This is a genomic window from Proteus sp. G2626 (assembly GCF_009915985.1).
GTDB classification, from domain to species: Bacteria; Pseudomonadota; Gammaproteobacteria; order Enterobacterales; family Enterobacteriaceae; genus Proteus; species Proteus vulgaris.
Genome location: NZ_JAABNH010000029.1, coordinates 263,891 through 289,326 on the forward strand (window position 1 = coordinate 263,891; position 25,436 = coordinate 289,326).

19 protein-coding genes are annotated in these 25,436 nt (G+C 37.7%); 12 read left to right on the plus strand and 7 right to left on the minus strand.

Annotated elements, in window-relative coordinates; translation table 11 throughout:
• Positions 1 to 368: 368 nt before the first annotated feature.
• The 5 genes from GWJ05_RS17465 to ycaO all read right to left on the minus strand — a co-directional run bounded on the left by GWJ05_RS17465 (position 369) and on the right by ycaO (position 8,100).
• Positions 369 to 1,256: a BPSS1780 family membrane protein gene (locus GWJ05_RS17465; RefSeq protein WP_036938129.1), complete on the minus strand. Its 888-nt coding sequence runs from the start codon at positions 1,254 to 1,256 to the stop codon at positions 369 to 371.
• A gap of 372 nt (positions 1,257 to 1,628) precedes the next feature.
• Positions 1,629 to 2,369, minus strand: coding sequence for a pyruvate formate lyase 1-activating protein (pflA, locus tag GWJ05_RS17470; RefSeq protein ID WP_036938126.1), 741 nt, complete (start codon positions 2,367 to 2,369; stop codon positions 1,629 to 1,631).
• Positions 2,370 to 2,478: 109 nt separating this feature from the next.
• Positions 2,479 to 4,761, minus strand: coding sequence for a formate C-acetyltransferase (pflB, locus tag GWJ05_RS17475; RefSeq protein ID WP_036938125.1), 2,283 nt, complete (start codon positions 4,759 to 4,761; stop codon positions 2,479 to 2,481).
• 54 nt (positions 4,762 to 4,815) lie between these two features.
• Complete coding sequence (focA, locus tag GWJ05_RS17480; protein ID WP_036938122.1) at positions 4,816 to 5,670, minus strand: formate transporter FocA; 855 nt, start codon at positions 5,668 to 5,670, stop codon at positions 4,816 to 4,818.
• Between the two features lie 672 nt (positions 5,671 to 6,342).
• Positions 6,343 to 8,100 (minus strand): 30S ribosomal protein S12 methylthiotransferase accessory factor YcaO, encoded by a 1,758-nt coding sequence (gene ycaO / locus GWJ05_RS17485; protein WP_036938120.1) that lies wholly within the window; start codon positions 8,098 to 8,100, stop codon positions 6,343 to 6,345.
• Between the two features lie 228 nt (positions 8,101 to 8,328).
• Between ycaO and ansB the strand changes: the two genes are divergently transcribed.
• Entirely contained in the window at positions 8,329 to 9,366 is a 1,038-nt protein-coding gene (gene ansB / locus GWJ05_RS17490; RefSeq protein WP_082239477.1) for an L-asparaginase 2, read from the plus strand.
• A gap of 69 nt (positions 9,367 to 9,435) precedes the next feature.
• On the opposite strand, the gene GWJ05_RS17495 is transcribed toward ansB, so the two are convergent.
• Complete coding sequence (locus GWJ05_RS17495) at positions 9,436 to 10,866, minus strand: MFS transporter (RefSeq protein ID WP_036938118.1); 1,431 nt, start codon at positions 10,864 to 10,866, stop codon at positions 9,436 to 9,438.
• A 136-nt stretch (positions 10,867 to 11,002) separates the two neighbouring features.
• On the opposite strand from GWJ05_RS17495, the gene serC reads away from it, so the two are divergent.
• The 11 genes from serC to kdsB all read left to right on the plus strand — a co-directional run bounded on the left by serC (position 11,003) and on the right by kdsB (position 24,396).
• On the plus strand, positions 11,003 to 12,091 hold the full coding sequence (gene serC, locus GWJ05_RS17500) for a 3-phosphoserine/phosphohydroxythreonine transaminase (RefSeq protein WP_036938115.1): 1,089 nt from the start codon (positions 11,003 to 11,005) through the stop codon (positions 12,089 to 12,091).
• 192 nt (positions 12,092 to 12,283) lie between these two features.
• On the plus strand, positions 12,284 to 13,570 hold the full coding sequence (aroA, locus tag GWJ05_RS17505) for a 3-phosphoshikimate 1-carboxyvinyltransferase (protein ID WP_036938112.1): 1,287 nt from the start codon (positions 12,284 to 12,286) through the stop codon (positions 13,568 to 13,570).
• Between the two features lie 313 nt (positions 13,571 to 13,883).
• The gene (gene cmk / locus GWJ05_RS17510; RefSeq protein ID WP_036938110.1) at positions 13,884 to 14,570 is read left to right on the plus strand and encodes a (d)CMP kinase; all 687 of its coding nucleotides are present in this window, start codon (positions 13,884 to 13,886) and stop codon (positions 14,568 to 14,570) included.
• Positions 14,571 to 14,743: 173 nt separating this feature from the next.
• On the plus strand, positions 14,744 to 16,417 hold the full coding sequence (gene rpsA / locus GWJ05_RS17515) for a 30S ribosomal protein S1 (RefSeq protein WP_036938108.1): 1,674 nt from the start codon (positions 14,744 to 14,746) through the stop codon (positions 16,415 to 16,417).
• 63 nt (positions 16,418 to 16,480) lie between these two features.
• On the plus strand, positions 16,481 to 16,768 hold the full coding sequence (gene ihfB / locus GWJ05_RS17520; RefSeq protein WP_006537420.1) for an integration host factor subunit beta: 288 nt from the start codon (positions 16,481 to 16,483) through the stop codon (positions 16,766 to 16,768).
• A 541-nt stretch (positions 16,769 to 17,309) separates the two neighbouring features.
• The gene (locus tag GWJ05_RS17525; protein ID WP_237585150.1) at positions 17,310 to 19,532 is read left to right on the plus strand and encodes a DNA internalization-related competence protein ComEC/Rec2; all 2,223 of its coding nucleotides are present in this window, start codon (positions 17,310 to 17,312) and stop codon (positions 19,530 to 19,532) included.
• Positions 19,533 to 19,568: 36 nt separating this feature from the next.
• On the plus strand, positions 19,569 to 21,314 hold the full coding sequence (gene msbA / locus GWJ05_RS17530) for a lipid A ABC transporter ATP-binding protein/permease MsbA (RefSeq protein WP_036938106.1): 1,746 nt from the start codon (positions 19,569 to 19,571) through the stop codon (positions 21,312 to 21,314).
• Complete coding sequence (gene lpxK / locus GWJ05_RS17535) at positions 21,311 to 22,300, plus strand: tetraacyldisaccharide 4'-kinase (protein WP_123821985.1); 990 nt, start codon at positions 21,311 to 21,313, stop codon at positions 22,298 to 22,300. Before msbA ends, lpxK begins: the two co-directional genes overlap by 4 nt.
• Before the next feature lie 519 nt (positions 22,301 to 22,819).
• Positions 22,820 to 23,035 (plus strand): cold-shock protein, encoded by a 216-nt coding sequence (locus tag GWJ05_RS17540; RefSeq protein ID WP_036938100.1) that lies wholly within the window; start codon positions 22,820 to 22,822, stop codon positions 23,033 to 23,035.
• 415 nt (positions 23,036 to 23,450) lie between these two features.
• Positions 23,451 to 23,630 carry a Trm112 family protein gene (locus GWJ05_RS17545; protein WP_004244593.1) on the plus strand — a complete coding sequence of 60 codons (180 nt, stop codon included), beginning with the start codon at positions 23,451 to 23,453 and terminating at the stop codon, positions 23,628 to 23,630.
• Between the two features lie 4 nt (positions 23,631 to 23,634).
• Positions 23,635 to 24,396: a 3-deoxy-manno-octulosonate cytidylyltransferase gene (kdsB, locus tag GWJ05_RS17550; RefSeq protein ID WP_161681528.1), complete on the plus strand. Its 762-nt coding sequence runs from the start codon at positions 23,635 to 23,637 to the stop codon at positions 24,394 to 24,396.
• An 81-nt stretch (positions 24,397 to 24,477) separates the two neighbouring features.
• Here kdsB and elyC read toward each other — a convergent pair whose 3' ends face one another.
• The gene (gene elyC / locus GWJ05_RS17555) at positions 24,478 to 25,308 is read right to left on the minus strand and encodes an envelope biogenesis factor ElyC (RefSeq protein ID WP_036938094.1); all 831 of its coding nucleotides are present in this window, start codon (positions 25,306 to 25,308) and stop codon (positions 24,478 to 24,480) included.
• Between the last annotated feature and the right edge of the window lie 128 nt (positions 25,309 to 25,436).

The following is a 25,436-nucleotide window of genomic DNA, read 5'->3' on the forward strand; positions in this document are numbered from 1 at the left end:
CTATTTGATGTGATCGTATTACATTACGATCACTATTTTATTATTGCTGTTTTTTCTATAGCATAATAGCAGATACATAAATAAACATGATTTAGCGCCACCTCATATTCAAGATAAATCAGAGAGTTTTTTTGTGGAAAAATGAATATGAGATTAACTTTGAAGAAGTTGATAATAAATTAATTTATTATCAAATAAAAATACGCCCATAATAGGAAGTCAATAAGCATATCTTGAGAGCATCAGATTGCCTACTATTGAAATTTTTTTAGTTTCAATATTAAGATATTATTGATATAAAAAACCCCTAATGTTGATTGATCAAATATTAGGGGGTTGATGATTATTTATTTTGTATTAATTAAAGATTAACTTACTAATTTCCCAATATTGGATTCAGCGGTTTTATTTAGGGATATTGTACCATTTCCATTGATACCACCGTTATTTCCTTGATTTCCTATATTATGGTGATAAAACACATCACGATAAGAACCATACATTGCCGTATAAGAAAGAGGGATGGTAATCAGTAACCCTAAACCAAATGGAATAACACTAATAGCGATAATAAAGAACAGTAAAAGAAAGAAGAAAAAACCGCCAGATAAATTTATTTTTACCGCGGAAAGACTCGCTTTAACCGCAGGGAATGCTTTATAACCATTGACTAATACAAGCGCAGGAACAAACCAATAAGCTGCTGTACTCAACGCACCAAAAATAGCGATAATAATAAAAAACAATATAAATCCGGATGAGTTATCCATCATCATTTCAGCAATAATCTCTTCGGGGTAATCGCTATTGATAGCATAAAAAATATCCATCATAGCAGCACTGCTGACGAGAATGGCAAGAATGATGCCCGCTAATAAAATGAGAAAACTGATGCCATACGCTCCCATTAAACTAAGGTAACGTTTGTTATAGAAACCTACAAATAAGGTATCAACATCAATTCGCTGGGTTTCATACTGCTGATGAGCAATTGCTACGACACCTGCGGCTAATACAGTAGTAACAAAAGGTGAGATGATCGGGCCAATTAGCGGAATAAATCCAAGAATGGTTGATATAATAAGACTTACAATAAAGTAGATAATAATAACGCCTATCCACATCCAAAAACGTTCTTTTATTAAATCCCATCCTAGCCCTAACCAACGCACCCCGCCAGAGGCACCTCGTGCTTGAGGAATAGGTGTAAAGACCTCTTGTGGCTGAGTTTGCGATGAATTGTTATCTTGTTCCATTTCCTGTACCTTAATCCCAATATTTTTGTTTATAAATATAAGCCCTCTATAATATCTTTTTGTTTTGTTATTAATCAACTGTATTAAACCTAATATAGGTTAGGGATAATCTTATAAAGCCTACTTTTATTTGCTAGTCATTTAATTGTTTATTTAATCTTTGCATAAGAAGTATGAAATAAAGATGATAGATTTAATAGAAGGGATATTACGTTTAAGACCGTTATTCTAAAAATAACCTAAAGAAAAATAGAAAAGGTGAAAAAGAAGACAACAAAGCAACTCTTTTAATATCAATGATATTTAGGTTTGATTAACAAAAAAGCAGCGTTTTAATGCGCTGCTTCCTAAATTAACACTAAGTAGAAAAACTTAATACATGACTTTATGGCCGTAAGACTCAAGAATAGATTTTACATTTTCCATCGTCTCTTTTGACGGTGGATGAATACCATCTAATTTGTATTCTTCGCCTAAAGCTACCCATTTATGTTTGCCGAGTTCGTGGTAAGGCAGTAGTTCTACTTTTTCAATATTTTTCATATCTTTAATAAATTCGCCTAAACGATGAGCAGAATCATCATCATCAGACCAACCCGGTACAACCACATAACGAACCCATGTTTTTTGGCCTCGTTTTGCTAAATAACGCGCAAACTCAAGTGTACGCTGGTTTGATACACCTACTAATTTTTGGTGAATTTCATCATTGACTTGTTTTAGATCGAGCATCACCAAGTCAGTGGCATCCATTAATTCATCAATAACCGGATCATAACGACGAACAAAGCCATTAGTATCTAAGCAAGTATGGATATTTTCTTTTTGACATGCGCGGAACCAATCGCGCACAAACTCTGCTTGCAAAATCGCTTCGCCGCCAGAAGCAGTAACACCGCCACCAGAAGCATTCATAAAATGACGATAGGTAACCGCCTCTTTCATTAATTCATCAACTGTGACGATTTGCCCACCATGAGTATCCCATGTGTCACGGTTGTGACAATAGAGGCATCTCATTAAGCATCCTTGAAAGAAAACAATGAAACGTATTCCGGGACCATCAACAGTACCGCAGGATTCAAATGAGTGGATACGACCAAGTACGGACATAACAGGGTTACTCCAAAACTGTCTAGATAAAAAGGCCCCAAAGTAGGGGCCTTTATTCTAAGCGATTTTATCTACTTTCTCAGTAAATAAATGCATATAGTTATCTTTATTACATTGTTTGTGTAAATGTACGGGTGATAACGTCTTGCTGTTGCTCTTTAGTCAGTGAGTTAAAGCGAACTGCATAACCAGAAACACGGATAGTTAACTGAGGATATTTCTCAGGATCTTCCATTGCTTCTAACAGCATTTCACGATTCATCACGTTAACGTTCAGATGTTGGCCACCTTCAATACCGGCTTCGTGGTGGAAATAACCATCCATTAGACCTGCAAGGTTCGCTTTACGAACATCATCATCTTTACCTAATGCATTAGGTACAATTGAGAAGGTGTAAGAAATACCGTCTTTTGCATAAGCAAATGGCAGTTTAGCAACTGAAGTCAGTGATGCAACTGCACCTTTTTGGTCACGGCCGTGCATTGGGTTAGCACCTGGTCCGAATGGTGCGCCTGCACGACGACCGTCTGGAGTGTTACCTGTTTTCTTACCGTAAACAACGTTTGACGTGATAGTCAGGATAGACTGTGTAGGTACCGCATTACGGTATGTACGCAGTTTCTGAATTTTCTTCATGAAACGTTCGACTAAGTCACAAGCGATGTCATCTACACGAGAATCGTTGTTACCAAATTGTGGGTATTCGCCATCAATTTTGAAGTCAACTGCTAAGCCGTTTTCATCACGGATTGGAGAAACTTTTGCGTATTTGATAGCAGACAGTGAGTCAGCAGCAACAGACAGACCTGCGATACCACATGCCATTGTACGATATACATCACGGTCATGAAGTGCCATCAGTGCTGCTTCATAGCTGTATTTGTCGTGCATGTAATGGATAACGTTCAGTGCAGTTACGTACTGAGTTGCTAACCAATCCATAAAGTGATCCATTTGGTTCATCACAGTATCGAAGTCTAAGACTTCATCCATGATTGGCGCATGTTTTGGACCGACTTGGATTTTCAGTTTTTCGTCAACACCACCATTGATGGTATACAGTAAGGTTTTCGCTAAGTTTGCACGAGCACCAAAGAACTGCATTTGTTTACCAACAACCATTGGGCTAACACAACATGCGATTGCATAGTCATCGCTGTCGAAGTCAGGACGCATTAAGTCATCATTTTCGTACTGGATTGAAGAAGTATCGATTGAGACTTTTGCTGCATATTTTTTGAAGTTGATAGGCAGTTGTTCTGACCACAGGATGGTCATGTTTGGTTCAGGAGATGGACCCATTGTGTATAGGGTATTTAAGAAACGGAAAGTATTCTTAGTTACCAAAGTACGGCCATCTAAACCCATACCTGCTAAAGATTCTGTTGCCCAGATTGGGTCACCAGAGAACAGTTCATCATATTCAGGCGTACGTAAGAAACGAACCATACGTAACTTCATGACTAAGTGGTCAATTAATTCCTGAGCTTGTTCTTCTGTCAGTAAACCTGCTTCAATATCACGTTGGATGTAGATATCTAAGAACGTAGATACACGACCAAATGACATTGCTGCACCGTTTTGAGATTTAACAGCAGCTAAGTAACCGAAGTAAGTCCATTGTACTGCTTCTTTTGCGTTTTGAGCAGGACGAGAAATATCGTAACCGTATTTCGCAGCCATTTCTTGGATTTGACCTAAAGCAGCATGCTGCTCTGCGATTTCTTCACGCAGTTGGATAGTCATTTCCAGATCTTCGCCTTTTTCCATTCTTTCTTGTAAAGAAGTGAATTGAGCGAATTTGTCTTTACGCAGGAAGTCGATACCGTACAGAGCAACACGACGGTAGTCACCGATGATACGGCCACGACCATAAGCATCTGGTAAGCCAGTTAAGATACCAGATTTACGGCATTTTAAGATGTCTGGAGTATAAACATCGAAAACGCCTTGGTTATGAGTTTTACGATAATCAGTAAAGATTTTTTTCAGTTCTGGATCCAGCTCACGGTTGTAAGCGTGGCAAGAACTTTCAACCATACGGATACCACCGAATGGGATGATCGCACGTTTCAGAGGTGCATCAGTCTGTAAACCTACGATTTGTTCTAAATCTTTAGCGATGTAACCTGCATCGTGAGATGTGATAGTTGAAGCAACAGAAGTATCAAAATCAACCGGCGCATGCGTACGGTTTTCGATTTTGATGCCTTCCATAACTTGTTCCCAAAGTGTATCAGTTGCTTTAGTGGAACCTGCTAGGAAAGATTCGTCGCCTTCATATGGAGTATAGTTTTTTTGGATAAAATCACGAACGTTAACACCGTTCTGCCATTCACCTTCAGAAAAACCTTTCCATGCTTCAGCAAATTTTTCATTTAAATCAGACATGATACTTCTACCTTTTTACAATGGAACTTAAGAAATCAGTCATACCTGCACGGATTAATGTTTGTCACCGCGCAGATGCATTAACCAGTATACCAGACCGACTAGGACTGCTCCGCCAATAATGTTACCGATAGTGACTGGTAATAAATTGTCAGAGAGGAAATTTGATACCGTTAAATTTGAAAATTGTTCGGGTGATGCACCTACTTTAGTCCAGAATTCTGTGGGTGCAAAATTCTTAATAACAATACCTAATGGAATAAGAAACATGTTAGCGATACTGTGCTCAAAACCGCTAGCAACGAACATACCGATAGGTAATATCAGTGCAAAAAGCTTATCAATAAGTGTACGACCTGCATAGCTCATCCATACTGCAAGACAAACCATTAAGTTAGCTAAAATACCTAAACAGACGGCTTCAATAAAAGTGTGTTCAACTTTATGTTGTGCTGTTTGTAAAACATTTAGCCCCCAAAGCCCATTTGCAGCCATATGTTGGCCCGCAAACCACATTAATGCGACAAAAAAGAGTGCGCCAACGAAGTTACCAAGATAGACATTTATCCAGTTAGCAAACATTTTGCCCCAAGATATACGTCCAGTTGCTTTAGGAATAATAGTCAGAACAGTTGAGGTGAATAAGTCCGCGCCACAAACGACAACGAGCATTAACCCCAGAGAGAAGCAGATCCCGCCAACTAATTTAGCCAGCCCAAATGGAACAGATGCGGTGCCTGTAGTAGCAGTAATATAAAAAACAAAAGCAATTGATATAAACATTCCCGCAGTAAATGCAGATAAGTAAGTCGTTGGAATATGTTTATTTGCTTTATAACAACATGCATCATCGGCAAATTTTGCCATATCAGCAGGTGATAATAAATTAAAAGGGCTGTCAGCTTTCATACTAACACTCTCTTATATGTTGGAATAATTATAGCACGCAATAATAGTAGCAAAGGGGCTTACTTCTAAAATTGATATGGATCATGGTCGCTCATTAGAAACCCGTTTTTAGTGCGTAAAAACCCGTTGTTTATGCTATAACTATTTGATTAATAAAATAAAAAAATTTTTTAAAAATTATCAAAAAATTTTAGACTAGCTGGATAAATAAAGTAAAAAGTAAAGATAAAGTATTATTTAGACCTCGTATGTTAAGAATTAAAAATCAAATTTAACGCCTTATTTACTTTTGCCATAAATATAAACATTACTTTATTTGTGGTTAATCATTATTGATTACTCCAGACATATAACCATTATAAAAATAAGGTTTTTATTTTTTTGAGATCTGGTTAAACAAATAGCAATTTAAACCATATTTAAGTAATATTCTTGGTTGAAAAATTCAATATTTATTTGTAGCGTCATATTAAATGTCATAATTCGTCACTTTTGCCATATTTTGACAATTTTGTCAGGTGACATATTTGTCATGTTGACATATTTGTCAAAAATTTATTTTTAGCAAAATAAAACACTCTACTTTTCAATAGAGTGTTTTAATTCAAATACGCGCTTATTATTCAGTTAAATTGAGTGTTTATTTAATAAATCATCTTAAATAAAATAGGCTTATTTGTTCGATTGACGTTTTGCTTTTTGCAATTTTTCATAAGCAGCAAGTAGTGACTGATGAATAGGTAAATTTGTTAAATCGGCATCAATAGGCTGTAAACCATAAAATGCTTGTTTACCTTGCATTGCGTTTAAGGCTGCTTGTAATGTTTCTTCTCCATACATACGAGAGAATGCATACATGTATTGTGCGGGTTCACGTTCAGTCTCTTGTTGTAATAATAAGAGATTGTGCAAGCAACGATAATAATTTTGGCGTTCTGACGTAAATAAAGAAGCGTTGAAATCTTGAGTCCATTCAACCCAAACAAGCGCTTGGTCAAGATCGCCCCCCGCAAGTGCAAGCATGGATTTTAATTCACCGACACGTAGATGGCTCCAACCATTATCTTTACCCGGTGCAATACCAATCATTTCTCTGATACGAGTAAAGTCGTCTAAACCATCTTCATCAAATTGACTGATAAGTGATAAATATTCTTCTTTTGTGCCTTCGCTTGTTGGTAATGAAAGAATAGTATCGCGCCAATGTACACCCATAATGTTATTGGCTAATTGTAGATCTTCTGCAGGGTAAATATCCGATAAACCAGGTACTAAAATACGACACGCATAAACGCCTAAGTGTGAGTAATCCATAATATAGACTTCAGCATCACATTGTTGGCACAGCGCCATTAAGGTATGAAATTCTTCTTCGGTTGTCCCACTGAAATCCCAATCTGTGAAAGCATAATCGGCCTCTTTTTTAAATAGATCCCAACTAATTAAACCACTTGAATCAATAAAGTGTGTTTCAAGGTTGGTGTGATCACCCACTTCTTCATCATCAAAGCTTGGTGGGTTGAAAACATCAAGATCTTTAAGGCTACGGCCTTGTAATAACTCAGTGACGGTACGCTCTAAAGCCACACCGAAATCAGGATGAGCGCCAAAAGAAGCGAAGCAAGTTCCATTTTGTGGGTTAAATAACACGACACAAATAACAGGGAATTGCCCCCCTAAAGAGGCATCAAAACTAAAGATTGGGAAACCTTCTTGTTCTAATGTTTCAATCGCCTCAATAACTGCAGGGTAGCGAGCTAAAACTTCGTTAGGAATTTCAGGTAAGCTGATTCTTTCGGTGATAATGCGGTTTTTTACATAGCGCTCAAAAACTTCTGAAAGTCCTTGGACTCGAGCTTCATTTTTTGTATTACCCGCTGACATACCGTTAGAGGCATACAAGTTAGCGATAATATTTACAGGAATAAAAACAGGTTTTTCATCAGATTGACGTATAAATGGTAGGGCACAAATTCCACGATCATGGTTACTCGATTGTAGATCGACTAATTCGCTACCACATAATTCACCTTCAGGATCGTAAAACTCACGTAAACGACTATCTAGTAAGCCTTCTGGTACTGAATCATCATCTGTAAGTGGGAACCATTTTTCATTTGGATAGTGAACAAACTCACCTTCTGCAATATCAGCACCTAGCCAGAAATCAGAAAAGAAATAGTTTGTTGAAAGACGTTCAAAATATTCGCCCAGTGCAGAGGCTAAAGCCGCTTTTTTACTAGCACCTTTACCATTAGTAAAACATAAAGGGCAATCTTTATCGCGAATATGAACAGACCAGACATTAGGAACGGGGTTTAACCATGAAGCTTCTTCAATGTTAAAGCCTAAGTCGGTTAATTTTTTCTGAAAGTTAGCGATAGAATCTTCCAGTGCGGCATCTTTGCCAGGAATGAATGTTTGTGACATGGCAGGTTTCATTAATATTTTGCGGGTGATAGTTAGGGGAACATGATACTGAAATCCCCTGTTAAGCACTAATAATTTCTCTCATTTAGAACAGACTAACCATATTCATTACTAATTAATTATTTAATATATGAGTTTTTTTAATAAATACGTTTGATTAATCACGGAATTAATGAGAACAAATCATCATAATTGGATTTATTTATAAACTCATAAGGGATCAGTTCGATGATGAAAAAAACATTGCTTGCCAGTTTATTAGCTGTAGTCAGTGGTTCTGTTTTCGCCTTACCTAATGTGACCATTTTAGCAACCGGGGGCACTATTGCCGGTGGTGGCGATTCAGCAACAACATCAAGTTATACAGCGGGTAAATTAGGTATTGATACGCTGATTAATGCCGTACCTGAGGCTAAGAAAGTGGCCAATTTAAAAGGTGAGCAAGTCGTTAACATTGGTTCTCAAGATATGAATGACCAAGTATGGCTAAAGCTGGCTAATAAAATTAATGCAGATTGTGATAAAACAGACGGGTTTGTGATTACTCATGGTACGGATACCATGGAAGAGACGGCTTACTTTCTGGATTTAACAACAGCCTGTAAAAAACCGGTTGTTATGGTTGGTGCAATGCGTCCTGCAACGGCATTAGGCGCTGAAGGTCCTTTGAATCTTTTTAATGCGGTTGTGATTGCCAGTGATAAAGCGTCTGAAAATCGTGGTGTGTTGGTCACTATGAATAATTCGGTTATCAGTGGTAAAGATGTTGTGAAAATGAATACAACGGAAGTACAAGCATTCCAACCTATTAATGCAGGGGCTCAAGGCTATGTACACAACGGAAAAGTTCATTTTTATACAGCCGCATTACCTCGTGCCGATAAGCCAATCTTTGATGTAAGTAAACTGACTGAATTACCTAAGGTTGGTATCGTATATAACTACTCAAATGCATCAGATTTACCGGCTAAAGCCTTTATTGATAATGACTACAAAGGCATTGTGAGCGCAGGTGTGGGTAACGGTAATTTATATACTGATATTTTTGATACTTTAGCCGATGGCGCTAAAAAAGGTGTTGTCGTAGTTCGTGCAAGTCGTGTTCCAGTAGGTTTTACGACACAAAATGGCGAAGTTGATGATGCGAAATACGGTTTTGTGGCATCAGAACGCCTGAACCCACAAAAAGCGAGAGTATTATTACAATTATCACTCACACAAACTCAAGATCCTGCGAAGATCCAAGAAAACTTTGAAAAGTATTAATGTAAAATAGTTTGGACAATAACAAGGCCTCATTAAAGAGGCTTTGTTATTTTTTAGAAATGAAATAGGTTAATTTTTTGAGGTTCGAGACACGACTATTTGTGCTGTAAAGAAAGCAATTAGCGGAGTTACTGCAAAAATAATAAATAACCAATGTGCGGCATTTTTTGCACCAATAATGCCTCCAGGATCGGTTAATCCTGCCATATTAACGACAGTACCTGATATTGAAGCGCCAACTGCGGCTGAAAATAATTGGATCGTTGTAATTGATGTTGCTGCTTTTTGGGCTTCTTGCCCCTGAGAAACATGTAATACACGGGTTAAATAATGAGGCCAAGCCATACCAATTCCTGCGCCAGTAAAAAAGAGTGCTACACAAATAACGATAATCTGCCCATAAGGTAATGTGACACTATTGGATATAAATAAACCGAGAATAACTATTGCAGAAAAGTTAATTATAGGGCCAAAGCGCATTAAACGTTGAGCGGTATATTGTTGACTTGATGAAGAAATAATCGCAGAAAAAGACCAACCTGCGCCCACTAATGCCGCTAAATAACCGGAAAGTAATGGGGTAATATTATGAATGGTTTGTAAAAAATAGGGCACAAAAACTTCGGTTTGTACACTGATACCCAATAATGCCATGGTGAGATAAATTGGGGCTAAAGGTGCAGAAAAAGAGAATGTCCCTTTAGGAAATAAGCCATCATTTGATTTTTTATCTATGTGTATTAAAAGCAATATAAAGATAATAGCAAGTAAAAATGATAATACGTGATACAACGTGATGTTATAAAGACCGCCGATTGAAATAGATAATACAGCAAACATTAATAGAAAAAGTTGCTGATAGGGTAAAGGGGATTTTGCGACGATATTATCGGTCACATTTTCTGTCGGCAGAATAGTAAATAATAAAATGGCGTAAGGAATGCCAACGACTAAAATAGACCAAAATGCGCCACGCCAAATATCATATTCTGCAAATATTCCACCTAATGCAGGGCCTAATAGTGTTGATATTCCCCACATACTTGACATTAATGCCATCGCTCTAGACCAAAGTGGTTGTGGAAACATCACTCTGACTAACGAATAAGCCAGTGCAAGCAACATACCGCCACCCGCTCCTTGAACAAATCGGCCGAATAATAATATTTGCATAGAAGGTGCTGTGGCACAGATAACGGAACCGACTAAAAAGCAGAGCGTTGCAAGCAAGTAACTATTACGAGGCGCAAATTTGCTCAATAAACGAGACGTCACCGCGGAAAAGAGAATAGAAGCTAAAATAAAAACCGTCGTATTCCAAGCATACAAATTGAGTCCACCGATATCACGTACTACAGAAGGCAATGTTGTTATCGTGATATAGACATTAATTGCATGTAATGCGACCCCTCCTGCTAAAGCGAGCGATTTTAGACTATTTTTTCCATGAAGAAGCATTCCCCAGCTTGCTTCTTCTTTTTTATTTACACTCCCCGACATAAAACACTCCTAACCGTTATTTTTACGCACTGCGTATTATGCGTTAGCTCACAATAATCATTGCGCCAATTTAACGAGAATGATACAACCGATAAAGGTCATTTTGTAAAAACATATTCAGATAGGGTGAATTTGAATGAGTCAGGTATATAACTTTAGTGCAGGTCCGGCTATGTTACCGGCAGAAGTCCTTCGTCGTGCAGAATTAGAATTATGCAATTGGCATGAACTTGGGCGCTCGGTCATGGAAATCAGCCACCGCAGTAAAGAGTTTCTTGAAGTTGCTCATCAGGCAGAGCAAGATCTTCGTGATCTTCTTAATGTGCCAGAAAACTACAAAATTCTTTTTTGCCATGGTGGGGCTCGAGGTCACTTTGCGGCTTTACCTCTCAATTTATTAGGTGAGAAGGCAACTGCTGACTATATAGATGGTGGATATTGGGCGAAAAGCGCGGCTGATGAAGCTGAAAAATATTGTTCACCAAATGTCATTAAAATTAAAACAGAAATTGATGGCAAAATTGGTGTTAAGCCAATGAAAGAATGGCAATTAAGTGATGATGCTGCTTATGTACATTATTGCCCAAATGAAACCATTGATGGCATCGCAATTCATGAAGAACCGAATTTTAATGATAATAAAATTGTTATTGCAGACTACTCATCTGCGATTTTATCCCAACCATTAGATGTTAGTCGTTTTGGTGTAATTTATGCAGGCGCACAAAAGAATATTGGTCCTGCGGGATTAACCATCGTTATTATTCGTGAAGACCTATTAGGTAAAGCACGTAAAGAAACACCATCAGTGTTTGATTATACCGTGCTCGCTGAAAATGACTCAATGTTTAATACACCTCCTACTTTTGCTTGGTATTTATCAGGAATGGTCTTTAAATGGCTAAAAGAGCAAGGTGGGTTGCAAGAAATGGCAAAACGTAACTATGAAAAAGCAATGCTTCTTTATAGTGCCATTGATAACAGTGATTTTTATATCAATCGTATTGCAACAGAAAATCGTTCATTAATGAATGTGCCTTTCCAAATGTCTTCTCCTGAATTAGATTCAGTCTTCTTAAAAGAAGCCGAGGCTCAAGGATTAGTGGCATTAAAAGGTCACCGTGTATCGGGTGGTATGCGTGCATCAATTTATAACGCAATGCCATTGGCAGGTGTTCAAGCCTTAGTTGATTTTATGGCTGATTTTGAGCGTCGTCACGCATAATTCATACATTATATGTTTAGGAAACCTATGTGAAAATGGGTTTCCTTTTATCCAAAGATGTTGATAATGATAATCAATTATTACTGTACTAAAAAATAAATAAAAACAATAAGCACCTAAGTTGTTTTCTCATTTTTTGATTAAACCACATCCCATCTTATTTTATTTGTTTATCGGAGTTCTTACCTATTTATGGAATCGTTGACGTTACAGCCTATTGCTCATATCGAAGGTACTATTAATTTACCCGGTTCAAAAAGTGTCTCTAATCGTGCGTTATTATTAGCCGCTTTAGCTAACGGTAAAACGCGTTTAACTAACTTATTAGATAGTGATGATATTCGTTATATGCTGAATGCATTAAAAGCATTAGGCGTGCAGTATCAATTATCAAATAACAATACGGTATGTGATATTGAAGGGCTAGGGGGAGAATTTAAAACAGAGTCGTCATTAGAACTCTTTTTAGGTAATGCTGGAACAGCAATGCGTCCATTAGCAGCAGCCTTAAGTTTAGGCTTGCATGATATTGTATTAACTGGCGAACCACGTATGAAAGAGCGTCCAATTGGGCACTTAGTTGACGCTTTGCGTCAAGGTGGCGCGAGTATTGATTATCTCGAACAAACAGATTATCCACCTATTCGTCTACGGGGCGGGTTTAAGGGAGGACATGTAGAGGTAGATGGTAGTGTTTCAAGTCAATTTTTGACTGCCTTATTAATGTCGGCTCCATTAGCTAAACAAGATACAACTATTACAATTAAAGGCGAATTAGTATCAAAACCTTATATTGATATTACCTTAGCTTTAATTAATACCTTTGGTGGAAAGATTGAAAATCAAAATTATCAACAATTTATTATAAAAGGTGGTCAACAATATCAATCACCCGAAACATATCTTGTAGAAGGAGATGCATCATCGGCATCTTATTTCTTAGCAGCGGCTGCAATTAAAGGTGGGACCGTCCGAGTTACAGGTATTGGTAAAAAGAGTTTGCAAGGCGATATTCACTTTGCTTCTGTACTTGAAAAAATGGGCGCAAAAATACGTTGGGGTGATGATTATATCGAATGTGAACGTGGCTCATTAAACGGCATTGATATGGATATGAATACGATCCCTGATGCGGCAATGACCATTGCTACGACAGCATTGTTTGCAGAAGGTGATACTGTTATTCGTAATATCTATAACTGGCGAGTAAAAGAGACAGACCGATTGGCTGCAATGGCTGCAGAGTTGCAAAAAGTGGGTGCAATTGTTGAAGAAGGGCATGATTACTTAAAAGTCACGCCACCAAAGCAGTTAACGACTGCTGACATTAAAACCTATAACGATCATCGTATTGCAATGTGTTTTTCGCTGGTGGCATTGTCTGATATACCGATTACTATTCTTGATCCAGGGTGTACAGCCAAAACATTCCCAGATTATTTTGAAAAGTTAGAAACGCTTTCTCAGCGTCATGGCTAATATCCATTATACTAAATAAAAATAAGTCAAAATTAAATCAATCAAATCGGCAGTGTTGGACTTTTAAAAGAACAATATTGTCGATTTGTTATTATTTTAAGATAAAGTTTTCTAAAAAATAACTTATCTATGAAAAATAACATTGAATAAATCTCTTTGTCCCTTATCTGCTTGTTTCTTCCTATACATTGTATGCGTATAATGACGCGCATACATTAATACTGTTTTTCTCTGTTTGAATTCAATGTCTATTATATCAATGTAATAAGAGCATCAAACACAGAAATGCAGTGCCCATGAAAAGGAGAAACTCATGGCGGTTATCGTCCCTGTTATAACTGTTGATGGGCCTAGCGGAGCAGGTAAAGGAACATTATGCCAAGCATTAGCAAAAGCGTTTGGCTGGCACTTACTTGATTCTGGCGCTATTTACCGTGTGTTGGCATTAGCTGCTTTACACCACCATGTTGATATTACTTCTGAAGATGCATTAGTACCATTAGCGGCAAATTTAGATGTACGTTTTGTCCCTAATGAGAATGGTTTAAGTGTTATTCTTGAAGGGGAAGACGTATCGAATGAAATTCGTACCGAAACAGTTGGAAACACAGCATCACAAGCAGCAACTTTTCCTCGTGTAAGAGAAGCGTTATTGCGTCGCCAGCGTGCATTTCGTACAGAACCAGGCCTTATTGCTGATGGGCGAGATATGGGAACAATCGTTTTCCCTGATGCACAAGTGAAAATTTTTCTTGAAGCCAGCGCAGAAGAACGAGCACGTCGTCGCATGTTACAGTTGCAGGAAAAGGGCTTTAATGTTAACTTTGAACGCCTTTTATCCGAGATAAAAGAACGCGATTACCGTGACCGGAATCGTGCTGTTGCGCCACTTATTGCGGCGAAAGATGCATTAATTCTCGATTCTACAAGTTTGTCTATCGACGAAGTCATTGAAAAATCGTTAACTTATGCTAAAAAAAATCTGCAATTATCAGCGTAATTAATTTTTATTTCGTTTATACTAGGTAATTATCAAAATCGGGTTGACGTGTTAATGAAAACACAACAATGCCCGATGACCTTGTCACAAAGGATGTAACGAGGTATGTGAAACAACCCCATTCGGCCGGATGCTAAATGGACGTTAATTAAATTTACTTGAAGATCATTAACATGACAGAATCTTTTGCTCAACTCTTTGAAGAATCCCTAAAAACAATCGAAACTCGTCCTGGCGCTATCGTTCGTGGCGTTGTAGTTGCTATCGATAAAGACGTTGTTCTGGTTGATGCAGGTCTGAAATCAGAATCTGCTATTCCTGTAGAACAATTCAAAAACGCTCAAGGCGAATTAGAAATCCAAGTGGGCGACGAAATTGATGTTGCTCTGGACGCGGTTGAAGATGGCTTCGGTGAAACCGTTCTGTCTCGTGAGAAAGCTAAACGTCACGAAGCGTGGCTGATGCTGGAAAAAGCTTACGAAGAAAACGAAACTGTTGTTGGTATCATCAACGGTAAAGTTAAAGGTGGTTTTACTGTTGAACTGAATGGCATTCGTGCATTCTTACCTGGTTCACTGGTAGACGTTCGCCCAGTTCGCGATACAACTCATCTGGAAAACAAAGAGCTTGAGTTCAAAGTCATCAAATTAGACCAAAAACGTAACAACGTTGTTGTGTCTCGTCGTGCGGTTATCGAATCTGAAAATAGCGCAGAACGCGATCAGTTATTAGAAAACCTGCAAGAAGGCATGGAAGTTAAAGGTATTGTTAAGAACCTTACTGACTACGGTGCATTCGTTGATCTGGGCGGTGTTGACGGCTTACTGCACATCACTGACATGGCTTGGAAACGTGTTAAACACCCAAGCGAAATTGTCAATGTTGGCGACGAAATCACTGTTAAAGTCCTGAAATTCGACCGTGAACGTACTCGCGTATCATTAGGTCTGAAACAACTGGGCGAAGATCCATGGGTAGCTATCGCTAAACGTTATCCAGAAGGTACTAGACTGACTGGTCGTGTAACTAATCTGACTGATTACGGTTGCTTCGTAGAAATCGAAGAAGGCGTTGAAGGTCTGGTACACGTTTCTGAAATGGATTGGACTAACAAAAACATTCACCCATCTAAAGTTGTTAACGTTGGTGATGTTGTTGAGGTTATGGTTCTTGACATCGATGAAGAACGTCGCCGTATTTCACTGGGTCTGAAACAGTGCAAATCTAACCCATGGCAGCAGTTCGCAGAAACTCACAACAAGAACGACCGTGTTGAAGGTAAAATCAAGTCTATCACTGACTTCGGTATCTTCATCGGTTTAGACGGCGGTATCGACGGTCTGGTTCACTTATCTGACATTTCTTGGAATGTTGCAGGTGAAGAAGCTGTTCGTGAATACAAAAAAGGCGACGAAATCGCTGCTGTAGTTCTGCAAGTTGATGCTGAACGTGAACGTATCTCACTGGGCGTTAAACAATTATCAGAAGATCCATTCAATAATTACCTGTCTGCTCACAAAAAAGGTGCTATTGTTTCTGGTAAAGTAACTGCTGTTGACGCTAAAGGCGCAACTGTAGAATTAGCTGACGGTGTTGAAGGTTACCTGCGTGCTTCTGAAGCTTCACGTGACCGCGTTGAAGATGCAACTCTGGTTCTGAATGTTGGCGAAGCTGTTGAAGCTAAATACACTGGTGTTGACCGTAAAAACCGCGTTATCAACTTATCTGTTCGTGCTAAAGACGAAGCAGACGAGAAAGACGCTATCGCTTCTGTAAACAACAAAGAAGAAGTTGGTTTTTCAAACAACGCTATGGCTGAAGCTTTCAAAGCAGCTAAAGGCGAATAATTTAAGTTATTAACGGAGGCAACGTTAATCGTTGCCTATTTATCGGTAGTTTAGGGAGGTAATATGACCAAGTCTGAGTTAATCGAGAGACTTGCAGGCCTACAATCTCATCTTTCGGCTAAGACGGTTGAAGAAGCTGTAAAAGAAATGCTTGATCATATGGCTGATACTTTAGCTGATGGTGAGCGTATCGAAGTCCGCGGATTCGGCAGTTTTTCTCTACACTACCGTGCGCCGCGTACGGGTCGTAACCCGAAAACTGGTGATAAAGTAGATCTGGAAGGTAAATACGTTCCACACTTTAAGCCAGGTAAAGAGTTACGTGACCGTGTAAATATTTATACGGAATAATAACACCTGTCGAAATGGTACGATGTTAGTTAACTTTCTCAAAAACGGTGCTTCGGTGCCGTTTTTTATTATCTTTTACTTGTGCTGATTATTTTTATGACTTTCATAATTTTTGTTTTTTATTGTTAGTCCTTATTTTATTTACGATATTTACTTTATTCTCTTTCTTACTTTTCTTAGTATTACTTTATTGTATTTTGATTTTTATTTCTTGATTTAATTATCATGATTGCTGAGTTATTCTATTTTTTTCGAGGTTCTTCTCAAAAAATAGTGTATACGACAATAAAAATTATTCTTTTTATAAAGAAGTACAAAAAAGCCCTCTAAAAAGCTACCTTTAATAAAAATATAACCTCATGATATTTAAAGATGCTTATAAAGGGATGCGAAAATGATTCTATTCAAAGGGATAATAAGTATTTTGAGGGTGAAAATATTATCAATAAAACAACACTTTTTTTATTCAAAATATTTTCAACGATTTTATTTTACCAAGCTGAGTTTAGATAACATTGCTTTGGCAATATTTTTAGGGGGAATGCCTTTATTATTTCAGCATACGCTTTTTAGTTTAATGACTTATTATATTGTTATTATTATTGCAATATTCTTATTATTTATTCCTTTTTCATTAATTCGTTTTTTAGCATTATTTTTATTCTTCTGGGTTTATTCTAATCTTATTGCATACGCTTTGATGGCAAGAACAGTAGAACTTGTTGATAATATAGTGATCTTTGAAGCAAATATTGTTGAGTATCGTCAATTATCGGATGGTCACCTTATTATCAAAATTCCCATTCCGAAAAAAACATTTTTTTCATCATCTATTTACGCTAGCGTATATTGGCGAAATCCACCTAAAAATATCGAAATAGGACAAGGTTGGCAATTTAAAGTTCAATTTAGAGCCGCACATAGCTATTTAAACGAAGGCGGATTTGATAGTCAAAAATATGCAGTTTCTAAGAAAGAAACTTTAGCAGGCAAAGTATTACAAGCAACCTTACTTAATGCCGATATTTCTCTACACACTCAATTCATCCAATATATTTCAAGCTTTTGGAAAACAACAACAAACAGTGGTGAGATTGCGGCTTTGGTTTTGGGAGATAAAAGACAAATAGAGCCTGAAAAGAAAGATCTTTATATGAAAACCGGTGTTGCGCACCTAATTGTTATTTCTGGTTTGCATATTGGTTTAGCCGCATTATTAGGTTGGTTAATTGCAAGAGGGATCCAGTTTTTCTTTCCAGCAAAATGGATAAATATTTATTTTCCTTTGGTTCTTGCTTGGGGATTTGGTGTTTTTTATACAGCACTATCAGGTTGGGGAATACCAGCAACCAGAGCTGTAATAGGCTTAAGTGTTTGGGTTTTATTGCATTTAGGACATCGATTATTTCTTCCGTGGCAGTGGGCTCTTTGGAGTGCAGCCCTTATTTTGATTGTTGAACCACTATCGATACTTTCAGCCAGTTTTTGGCTTTCATTTTCAGCTGTATTTGCCATTATTTTTTGGTATTGGATGTACCCACTCAACGCTAAATATAATTATCAAAAAAAGTGGTTTATTTTAAGGTTAATTCATTTGCAATTTGGATTGTTAATTATTTTATTACCTTTTCAATTCTATTTATTTGGTGGTGCTAATTTTTTTAGTTTTATTGTTAATTTATGGGCAGTTCCTATTATTTCATTTATTACCGTACCATTAATAATGATTGGGTTATTGACATTCTTTCTCTCATTTCTACAACCAATAATTTGGCACTGGATTGATCTTTCGATTAGTCTTGCTTTTTGGTGTGCTCCTTTTTTTTTGAAGTTTTGGCAACATAGTGGCACTCTTCCTTTTTTATTGGGGTTTTCAGGTGTTGGTATTATTGTAATCATCAAAATGTCATGGTGGCGTCATCATTTTATTTTGCTTGTTGTTATTGGTATTCTTTTATATTGCGAATTCACTACTTTCCCACGTTATCAATGGCGTATATCTATGTTAGATGTTGGCCATGGTTTAGCTATTATTATTGAAAAAGACAGAGAAGCGATTATTTATGACACAGGAATACGTTGGAAAAGTGGGGGGTCAATTGCAAAAAGTGTCATTATCCCTTATTTAAAGTACCATCGCCTTAAGCCAGTTGCATTGATAATTAGTCATGATCATTTAGATCACACCGGAGGGATTGAGGATTTATTGAGAGCTTATCCAACATTAACGATCCGCAGTAGTTTCAATAATCCTTCACATTTACCTTGTTTGCAAGATGAGTCATGGCAATGGAAGGGACTTTATTTTGATGCCTTATGGCCGGCAAATACAGTTCACTCTCCCAAAAATAACCAATCGTGTGTGATCAATGTAAGTGATGGTAAACATAATATATTGTTGACTGGCGACATTGAAAAAGAAGCAGAAACTCAATTGATCAGGTTGAAAAACCACCAATTAAAAGCTGATATTTTACAAGTTCCTCACCATGGTAGCCAAACATCGTCCACATTGGCGTTTATTCAAACAGTATCCCCCAAATTTGCACTCGTTTCTGCTGCTCGTTATAGCCTTTGGCGTTTACCTTCTGATAAAGTACACCTCCGTTATAAAAAAGAAGCAATTAATTGGCTAACAACCTCTATTAGTGGGCAGATTTCGATCGAGTTTAATCAAGATAATATTGATGTATTTACCTATAGGGGAGATATTTTGCCTCGCTGGTATCATCAGTGGTTTGGTGTTTTGACGTTTCCCGAGTAGAATGACCGGCTAATTATTAAAAGTTTGGTAATATATATGAATGATATAGACCTATCAACGTGGCAAACATTCCGACGTTTATGGCCGATGATTCGGATTTTCAAAGTGGGATTGATCGCTGCAGCAATTGCATTAATCATCAATGCAGGTGTGGATGCATTTATGATTTCTTTATTAAAACCACTTCTTGATGAAGGTTTTGGTAAAGCAAGTAACGACGTATTAAAATGGATGCCAATTGCTGTTATTGGGCTGATAGTTCTGCGTGGTATATCTAACTTTATTTCAAGCTACTGCCTTTCTTGGGTATCAGGGAAAGTTGTAATGAATATGCGTCGCCGACTGTTTTCTCATATTATGGGAATGCCGGTGAGCTTTTTTGATCAGCAATCAACAGGAACTTTGCTTTCTCGTATTACATATGATTCAGAGCAAGTTGCTTCATCATCATCAGGTGCATTAATTACAGTTGTCCGTGAAGGTGCCTATATTATCGGGCTATTTGGCTTGATGTTTTACTATAGTTGGCAATTATCTCTGATCCTTATTATTATTGCTCCTATCGTCGCCATTGTTATTCGTTTGGTATCAACGCGCTTTAGAACGATCAGTAAACGTATCCAAAATAGTATGGGACAAGTAACAACTAGTGCTGAACAGATGCTGAAAGGGCATAAAGAAGTACTCATTTTTAATGGTCAAGAAGTTGAGAATAAACGCTTTAATCATGTGAGTAACCATATTCGTCGCCAAGGTATGCGTATGGTTGTTGCATCGTCAATTTCAGATCCAATCATTCAATTAATTGCTTCTTTCGCATTAGCATTTGTTCTGTACGCTGCCAGCTTTCCTGAAATTATGGAAACATTAACCGCAGGTACAATCACTGTTGTTTTCTCATCAATGGTTGCATTAATGCGTCCATTGAAATCACTGACTAATGTAAATGCTCAGTTCCAGCGCGGTATGGCGGCTTGTCAGACCTTATTTTCTATCCTTGATATGGAACAAGAAAAAGATACAGGTAAACTGGAGCTGAAAAAACCGACGGGTGATATTGAATTCCGTAATGTAACTTTCCAATATGTGACAAAAGATACGCCTGCTTTGAGAAATATGTCATTTACTATTCCAGCGGGGAAAACTGTTGCATTAGTCGGTCGCTCAGGCTCAGGTAAGTCTACAATTGCTAATCTGATCACGCGTTTTTATGACATTAATGAAGGGCAAATATTGATTAATGGACATGATATTCGTGACTACACTCTGAAATCTTTACGTAATCAAGTCGCTCTTGTTTCTCAAAATGTCCACTTATTTAATGAAACAGTAGCGAACAATATTGTTTATGCTTGTGAAGACCAATACAGCCGTGAAGATATCGAAAAAGCGGCTAAAATGGCGCATGCAATGGACTTTATCAATAAAATGGATAAAGGCCTCGATACTGAAATTGGTGAAAATGGTGTTTTGCTTTCTGGTGGGCAGCGTCAACGTATCGCGATAGCGAGGGCTTTACTACGTGATTCACCAATTCTTATCCTTGATGAAGCTACATCGGCACTTGATACAGAATCTGAACGTGCTATTCAATCAGCTCTTGATGAACTGCAAAAAAATAGAACTTCTTTAGTGATTGCTCACCGATTATCAACCATTGAAAAAGCGGATGAAATCTTAGTTATTGAAGATGGTGAAATTGTTGAACGTGGCTCACACATTGATTTAATCGATCAAAAAGGTGTTTATGCTCAACTTCACAGGATGCAATTTGGTAAATGATTGAACGGATTTGGTCTGGTAAATCTTGGTTTTATCTCCTCTTACTTCCATTTTCATGGTTGTACGGCGCGATTACTCTATTAAGGCGCTTTGCATATCAAAAAGGATGGTTGTCATCATGGAAAGCCTCTGTTCCTGTCGTGGTTGTTGGTAACTTAACGGCAGGTGGCAATGGCAAAACCCCCGTTGTTATATGGCTTGTTGAGCAATTAATACAGCAAGGGTTTAAAACAGGTATTGTTTCCCGCGGCTATGGCGGGAAATCAGATCATTATCCATTACTGTTAACATCCGAGACAACACCTGCAATGGCAGGTGATGAACCTGTGTTAATTTATCATCGAACTGGTGCACCCGTTGCGGTTGCACCTAATCGACGAGATGCAGTAAAAGCCTTATTAGCACAACATGAACTTGATGTGATCATCACGGATGATGGCTTACAGCATTATGCACTACAGCGTGATTATGAAATTGTAGTTATCGATGGGCAACGTCGATTTGGTAATGGCTGGTGGCTTCCTGCTGGCCCTATGCGGGAACGCGCTACTCGTTTGCATTCAGTTGATGCAATTATCGTTAATGGTGGTTTAAGCCAAGGTAATGAAATAGGTATGGTTTTAGCGGGTGATATTGCGGTGAACCTGAAAACGGGTGAGAAAAGACCCGTTCAGGAGATCACTAAAGTAGTTGCCATGGCGGGTATTGGTCATCCTCCTCGTTTCTTTAATTCTTTGCGCGAAAAAGGGATTGAATTAATATCAACTCGAGCATTTAGTGATCATAGTGATTACAGCGCCAAAGAATTACAAGATTTAACGCCTTTCAATGAGCCCCTTATTATGACAGAAAAAGATGCTGTTAAATGTCAGCATTTTGCTCAGGATAATTGGTGGTATTTACCAGTTAGTGCTAAGTTAAATAGCCAATCTGTGCTAAAACAGGTCAGCAATTTAATTTACGGCTCGAAAAAAACTTGTATCTGATCTGAAACAATGATATTTATAGTGGAAATCAGGATAGCGTTACATAAAAGATTACCTACCCACAGTCGCATATCGCTTTTGTCGTAGTTCAATTTAACTCGCCAATACCCTATCTACTCAAAAGCCTTGTGTGGATATTTTGTGGATCTTTAATGTAGACGTAATATTTTTATGCTGTGAATGCAATAGGCTTTGCACCTAATGGATTGTAGAAACTATTTTGAATAGTGATTGTTAATCCTTATATGCGGTTATTTTATTTATAGGTGCTCAATAAACTATCTTCCTCATGTCATCTTTTTGTCATGTTGGTACTGTAAATATTGATTAAGCCTTAGAATATTCATTAAGCTTAGCTATCACGGTTTTGAACATTTATATTAAATAATAAAATGCACTACTTAAATTAATGTGTTCAGAATTTAATTGGGGTTTTATATAAGAAGACATAATAAAAAGTAGGATGCATTAGTATAGAAAAATAAAAACTATACGAAGAACAAAAGGAGTTTATCTATCATGACATTACAATTAAGAATGGGTCGCGTAAAATGGTTCGACAATAACAAAGGTTATGGTCTTATTGTTGCCAGCGGTATTGAACAAGAAGTTTATGTCAATAAAAAAGCGATTGCCAACACAAAAAATAAAGCATTAACAGAAGGTCAAGACGTTGAATTTTCTGTTATCAGAACAGCTGCAGGCCTAGAAGCCGCTGATGTTATCGGATTTTAAATAAGGTTTAACCTTGTTGAAGATGTAGATAAAACGATAGTTTAATACTGAGATTAAATGATCGTTTATACCTAATTGGGGGCCGATAAGCACAAATAGCTGACCACCAAGCCGAATAAGTAATATAAAAGAGTTGTGACGTTAATTAGAATGCAATAAAGATAATAAAAAGGTTAAATTATTATCAATAAAAGCGGAATGTAATTCTTTATTAATGATGTTGCAGACTCAACGATAAAAAGCCACATTAATGTGGCTTTTTTGTTGCTTATAGTAAAAAAGAAAATAATAAATTTATTAATAAATAAAATAATTTTCGAATTATCACTAAACGGGAGGCTTTGAGTATTAACGCTGATCCTTCCTTATGATATCCTTTTGCCATATAAAATGATTAACCCTTGAGAGGGACAAAATGGATCACCGCTTACTTGAAATTATTGCTTGTCCAGTTTGCCATGGCAAACTTATCTTTGATAAAGAAAATTCTGAGCTTATCTGCAAAATTGATCATTTAGCTTATCCTGTTCGTGACAATATCCCCGTTCTTCTGGAGAATGAAGCAAGAGAATTATCACTAGAAGAGGAAAAGTAACTTCATGTTCACGGTCATAATCCCTGGTCGATACGCATCGACCCGTTTACCGGGTAAGCCCCTTGCGGATATTCACGGTAAGCCTATGATTGTTCGTGTTATGGAACAGGCTATGCGTTCTGGTGCAAACCGTGTCATTGTCGCAACCGACAACTTAGATGTTGTTGCCGCTGTGGAAAAAGCGGGTGGAGAAGCATGTATGACTCGAGAAGATCACCATTCGGGTACAGAACGTTTAGCTGAAGTCATTGAAAAATACCAATTTGCAGACGACGAAATAATCGTTAACGTACAAGGTGATGAGCCTCTTATTCCGCCCACTATTATTACTCAGGTTGCTGAAAACTTAGCAAGTTGTGGTGCCGGAATGGCAACATTAGCCGTGCCTATTGTTGACTCAAAAGAAGCTTTTAATCCTAACGCTGTGAAAGTAGTGATGGATGCAAAAGGTTTCGCACTTTATTTTTCTCGAGCAACCATTCCTTGGGAAAGAGACCGTTTTAACTTATCACACGATGAAATTGGTGAGCATTACCTCCGCCATATTGGGATTTATGCTTATCGTGCTGGCTTTATACGTCGATATATTACTTGGGAATCAAGCCCATTAGAATCTATTGAAATGTTAGAGCAACTGCGAGTGTTATGGTATGGCGAAAAAATCCATGTTGCAAAAGCATTAGAAGTTCCTGGCGTGGGTGTTGATACTCAAGATGATCTTGTCGCAGCTAGAGCTGCATATCGAGCACTTAACCAAGAGTTCTGATCTTTTAACGGTAACAAATAAATTTCAACGGCGCTTAAATTAAGTGCCGTTTTTGTATCAGTCTGTAATGATATCTTTTAATTATTGGCTTTCTTCTTTATCAGATTGATGATTTTCATTTTCAGTAATAGTGGCAGGTTGCCCCGCAGGTTTGACTGATTGCCACATTGATCCTAAAAACTCATACCACGCACGTTCACTATGTTGAAAATAGGTCGCCGAAGGAAAATACTTCTCCCAAGGATGCAATGGCGAAGTGATTGCTAATTGGTTAGCCGGTGCCACAATAGGCTTCATACCTCTGGCTAAAAAGAAACGTTCAGCACGTGCTAAATGGTTGGCTGAAGTCACGAGTAAAAAAGGTTGTTTACCGATGAGCTTATCAACCTCATAGGCTTCTTCTTCGGTATCTTTTGGTATTGATAATGCAATGGTTTTATTCGCGGGTACGCCTAAAGATTGTGCTACCTGAGTTGCAACCTCTGCACTACTTATTTGATTAACGCCAGCACCACCTGTAAAAATCAATGTCGCATTAGGATTACGATAATAAAGCCTAACGCCTTCTACAACACGAAATAAGCTATTATTGAGAAGGTTAGCACTAGGTGCCCATTCGGGGTTATAAGTAAATCCCCCCCCTAAAACAACAATGTAGTTCACATCTTGTGGTGAATTTTCTCGTAATTCATAACGAGCTTGATACTCTTTTTCACTTGGCATTAATAGAGTATCAGCAACAGGTTGTATGCCTAAAATAGTGAGTAGAATAAGTACCACCGTAAGTAGGCTTTTTCCTGTTTTTTGCCAACGAGTAAACCAAAGCAGAGCCAAGGCAAAAAAAGCGATTAATAAGAGCAAAGGTAAGGGCATTAGAAAGCCAGCAACATATTTTTTGAGCAAAAACAGCATAAATCATCCTAAATTGAGTGAAATACATGCAATTGATAGTGAAAGCTTAGTGAAAACTAGGGGATCATAGAGGCATTGTGTCAAAATAGTGAGCACAACGACATTTCACTAAGTTTTAATCAATAGAA

Bases quoted from the DNA above. Each gene is read 5' to 3' on its own strand.
- GWJ05_RS17465 (WP_036938129.1), bottom strand. From the start codon at position 1,256: ATGGAACAAGATAACAATTCATCGCAAACTCAGCCACAAGAGGTCTTT.
- pflA (WP_036938126.1), bottom strand. From the start codon at position 2,369: ATGTCCGTACTTGGTCGTATCCACTCATTTGAATCCTGCGGTACTGTT.
- pflB (WP_036938125.1), bottom strand. From the start codon at position 4,761: ATGTCTGATTTAAATGAAAAATTTGCTGAAGCATGGAAAGGTTTTTCT.
- focA (WP_036938122.1), bottom strand. From the start codon at position 5,670: ATGAAAGCTGACAGCCCTTTTAATTTATTATCACCTGCTGATATGGCA.
- ycaO (WP_036938120.1), bottom strand. From the start codon at position 8,100: ATGTCACAAACATTCATTCCTGGCAAAGATGCCGCACTGGAAGATTCT.
- ansB (WP_082239477.1), top strand. From the start codon at position 8,329: ATGATGAAAAAAACATTGCTTGCCAGTTTATTAGCTGTAGTCAGTGGT.
- GWJ05_RS17495 (WP_036938118.1), bottom strand. From the start codon at position 10,866: ATGTCGGGGAGTGTAAATAAAAAAGAAGAAGCAAGCTGGGGAATGCTT.
- serC (WP_036938115.1), top strand. From the start codon at position 11,003: ATGAGTCAGGTATATAACTTTAGTGCAGGTCCGGCTATGTTACCGGCA.
- aroA (WP_036938112.1), top strand. From the start codon at position 12,284: ATGGAATCGTTGACGTTACAGCCTATTGCTCATATCGAAGGTACTATT.
- cmk (WP_036938110.1), top strand. From the start codon at position 13,884: ATGGCGGTTATCGTCCCTGTTATAACTGTTGATGGGCCTAGCGGAGCA.
- rpsA (WP_036938108.1), top strand. From the start codon at position 14,744: ATGACAGAATCTTTTGCTCAACTCTTTGAAGAATCCCTAAAAACAATC.
- ihfB (WP_006537420.1), top strand. From the start codon at position 16,481: ATGACCAAGTCTGAGTTAATCGAGAGACTTGCAGGCCTACAATCTCAT.
- GWJ05_RS17525 (WP_237585150.1), top strand. From the start codon at position 17,310: ATGCCTTTATTATTTCAGCATACGCTTTTTAGTTTAATGACTTATTAT.
- msbA (WP_036938106.1), top strand. From the start codon at position 19,569: ATGAATGATATAGACCTATCAACGTGGCAAACATTCCGACGTTTATGG.
- lpxK (WP_123821985.1), top strand. From the start codon at position 21,311: ATGATTGAACGGATTTGGTCTGGTAAATCTTGGTTTTATCTCCTCTTA.
- GWJ05_RS17540 (WP_036938100.1), top strand. From the start codon at position 22,820: ATGACATTACAATTAAGAATGGGTCGCGTAAAATGGTTCGACAATAAC.
- GWJ05_RS17545 (WP_004244593.1), top strand. From the start codon at position 23,451: ATGGATCACCGCTTACTTGAAATTATTGCTTGTCCAGTTTGCCATGGC.
- kdsB (WP_161681528.1), top strand. From the start codon at position 23,635: ATGTTCACGGTCATAATCCCTGGTCGATACGCATCGACCCGTTTACCG.
- elyC (WP_036938094.1), bottom strand. From the start codon at position 25,308: ATGCTGTTTTTGCTCAAAAAATATGTTGCTGGCTTTCTAATGCCCTTA.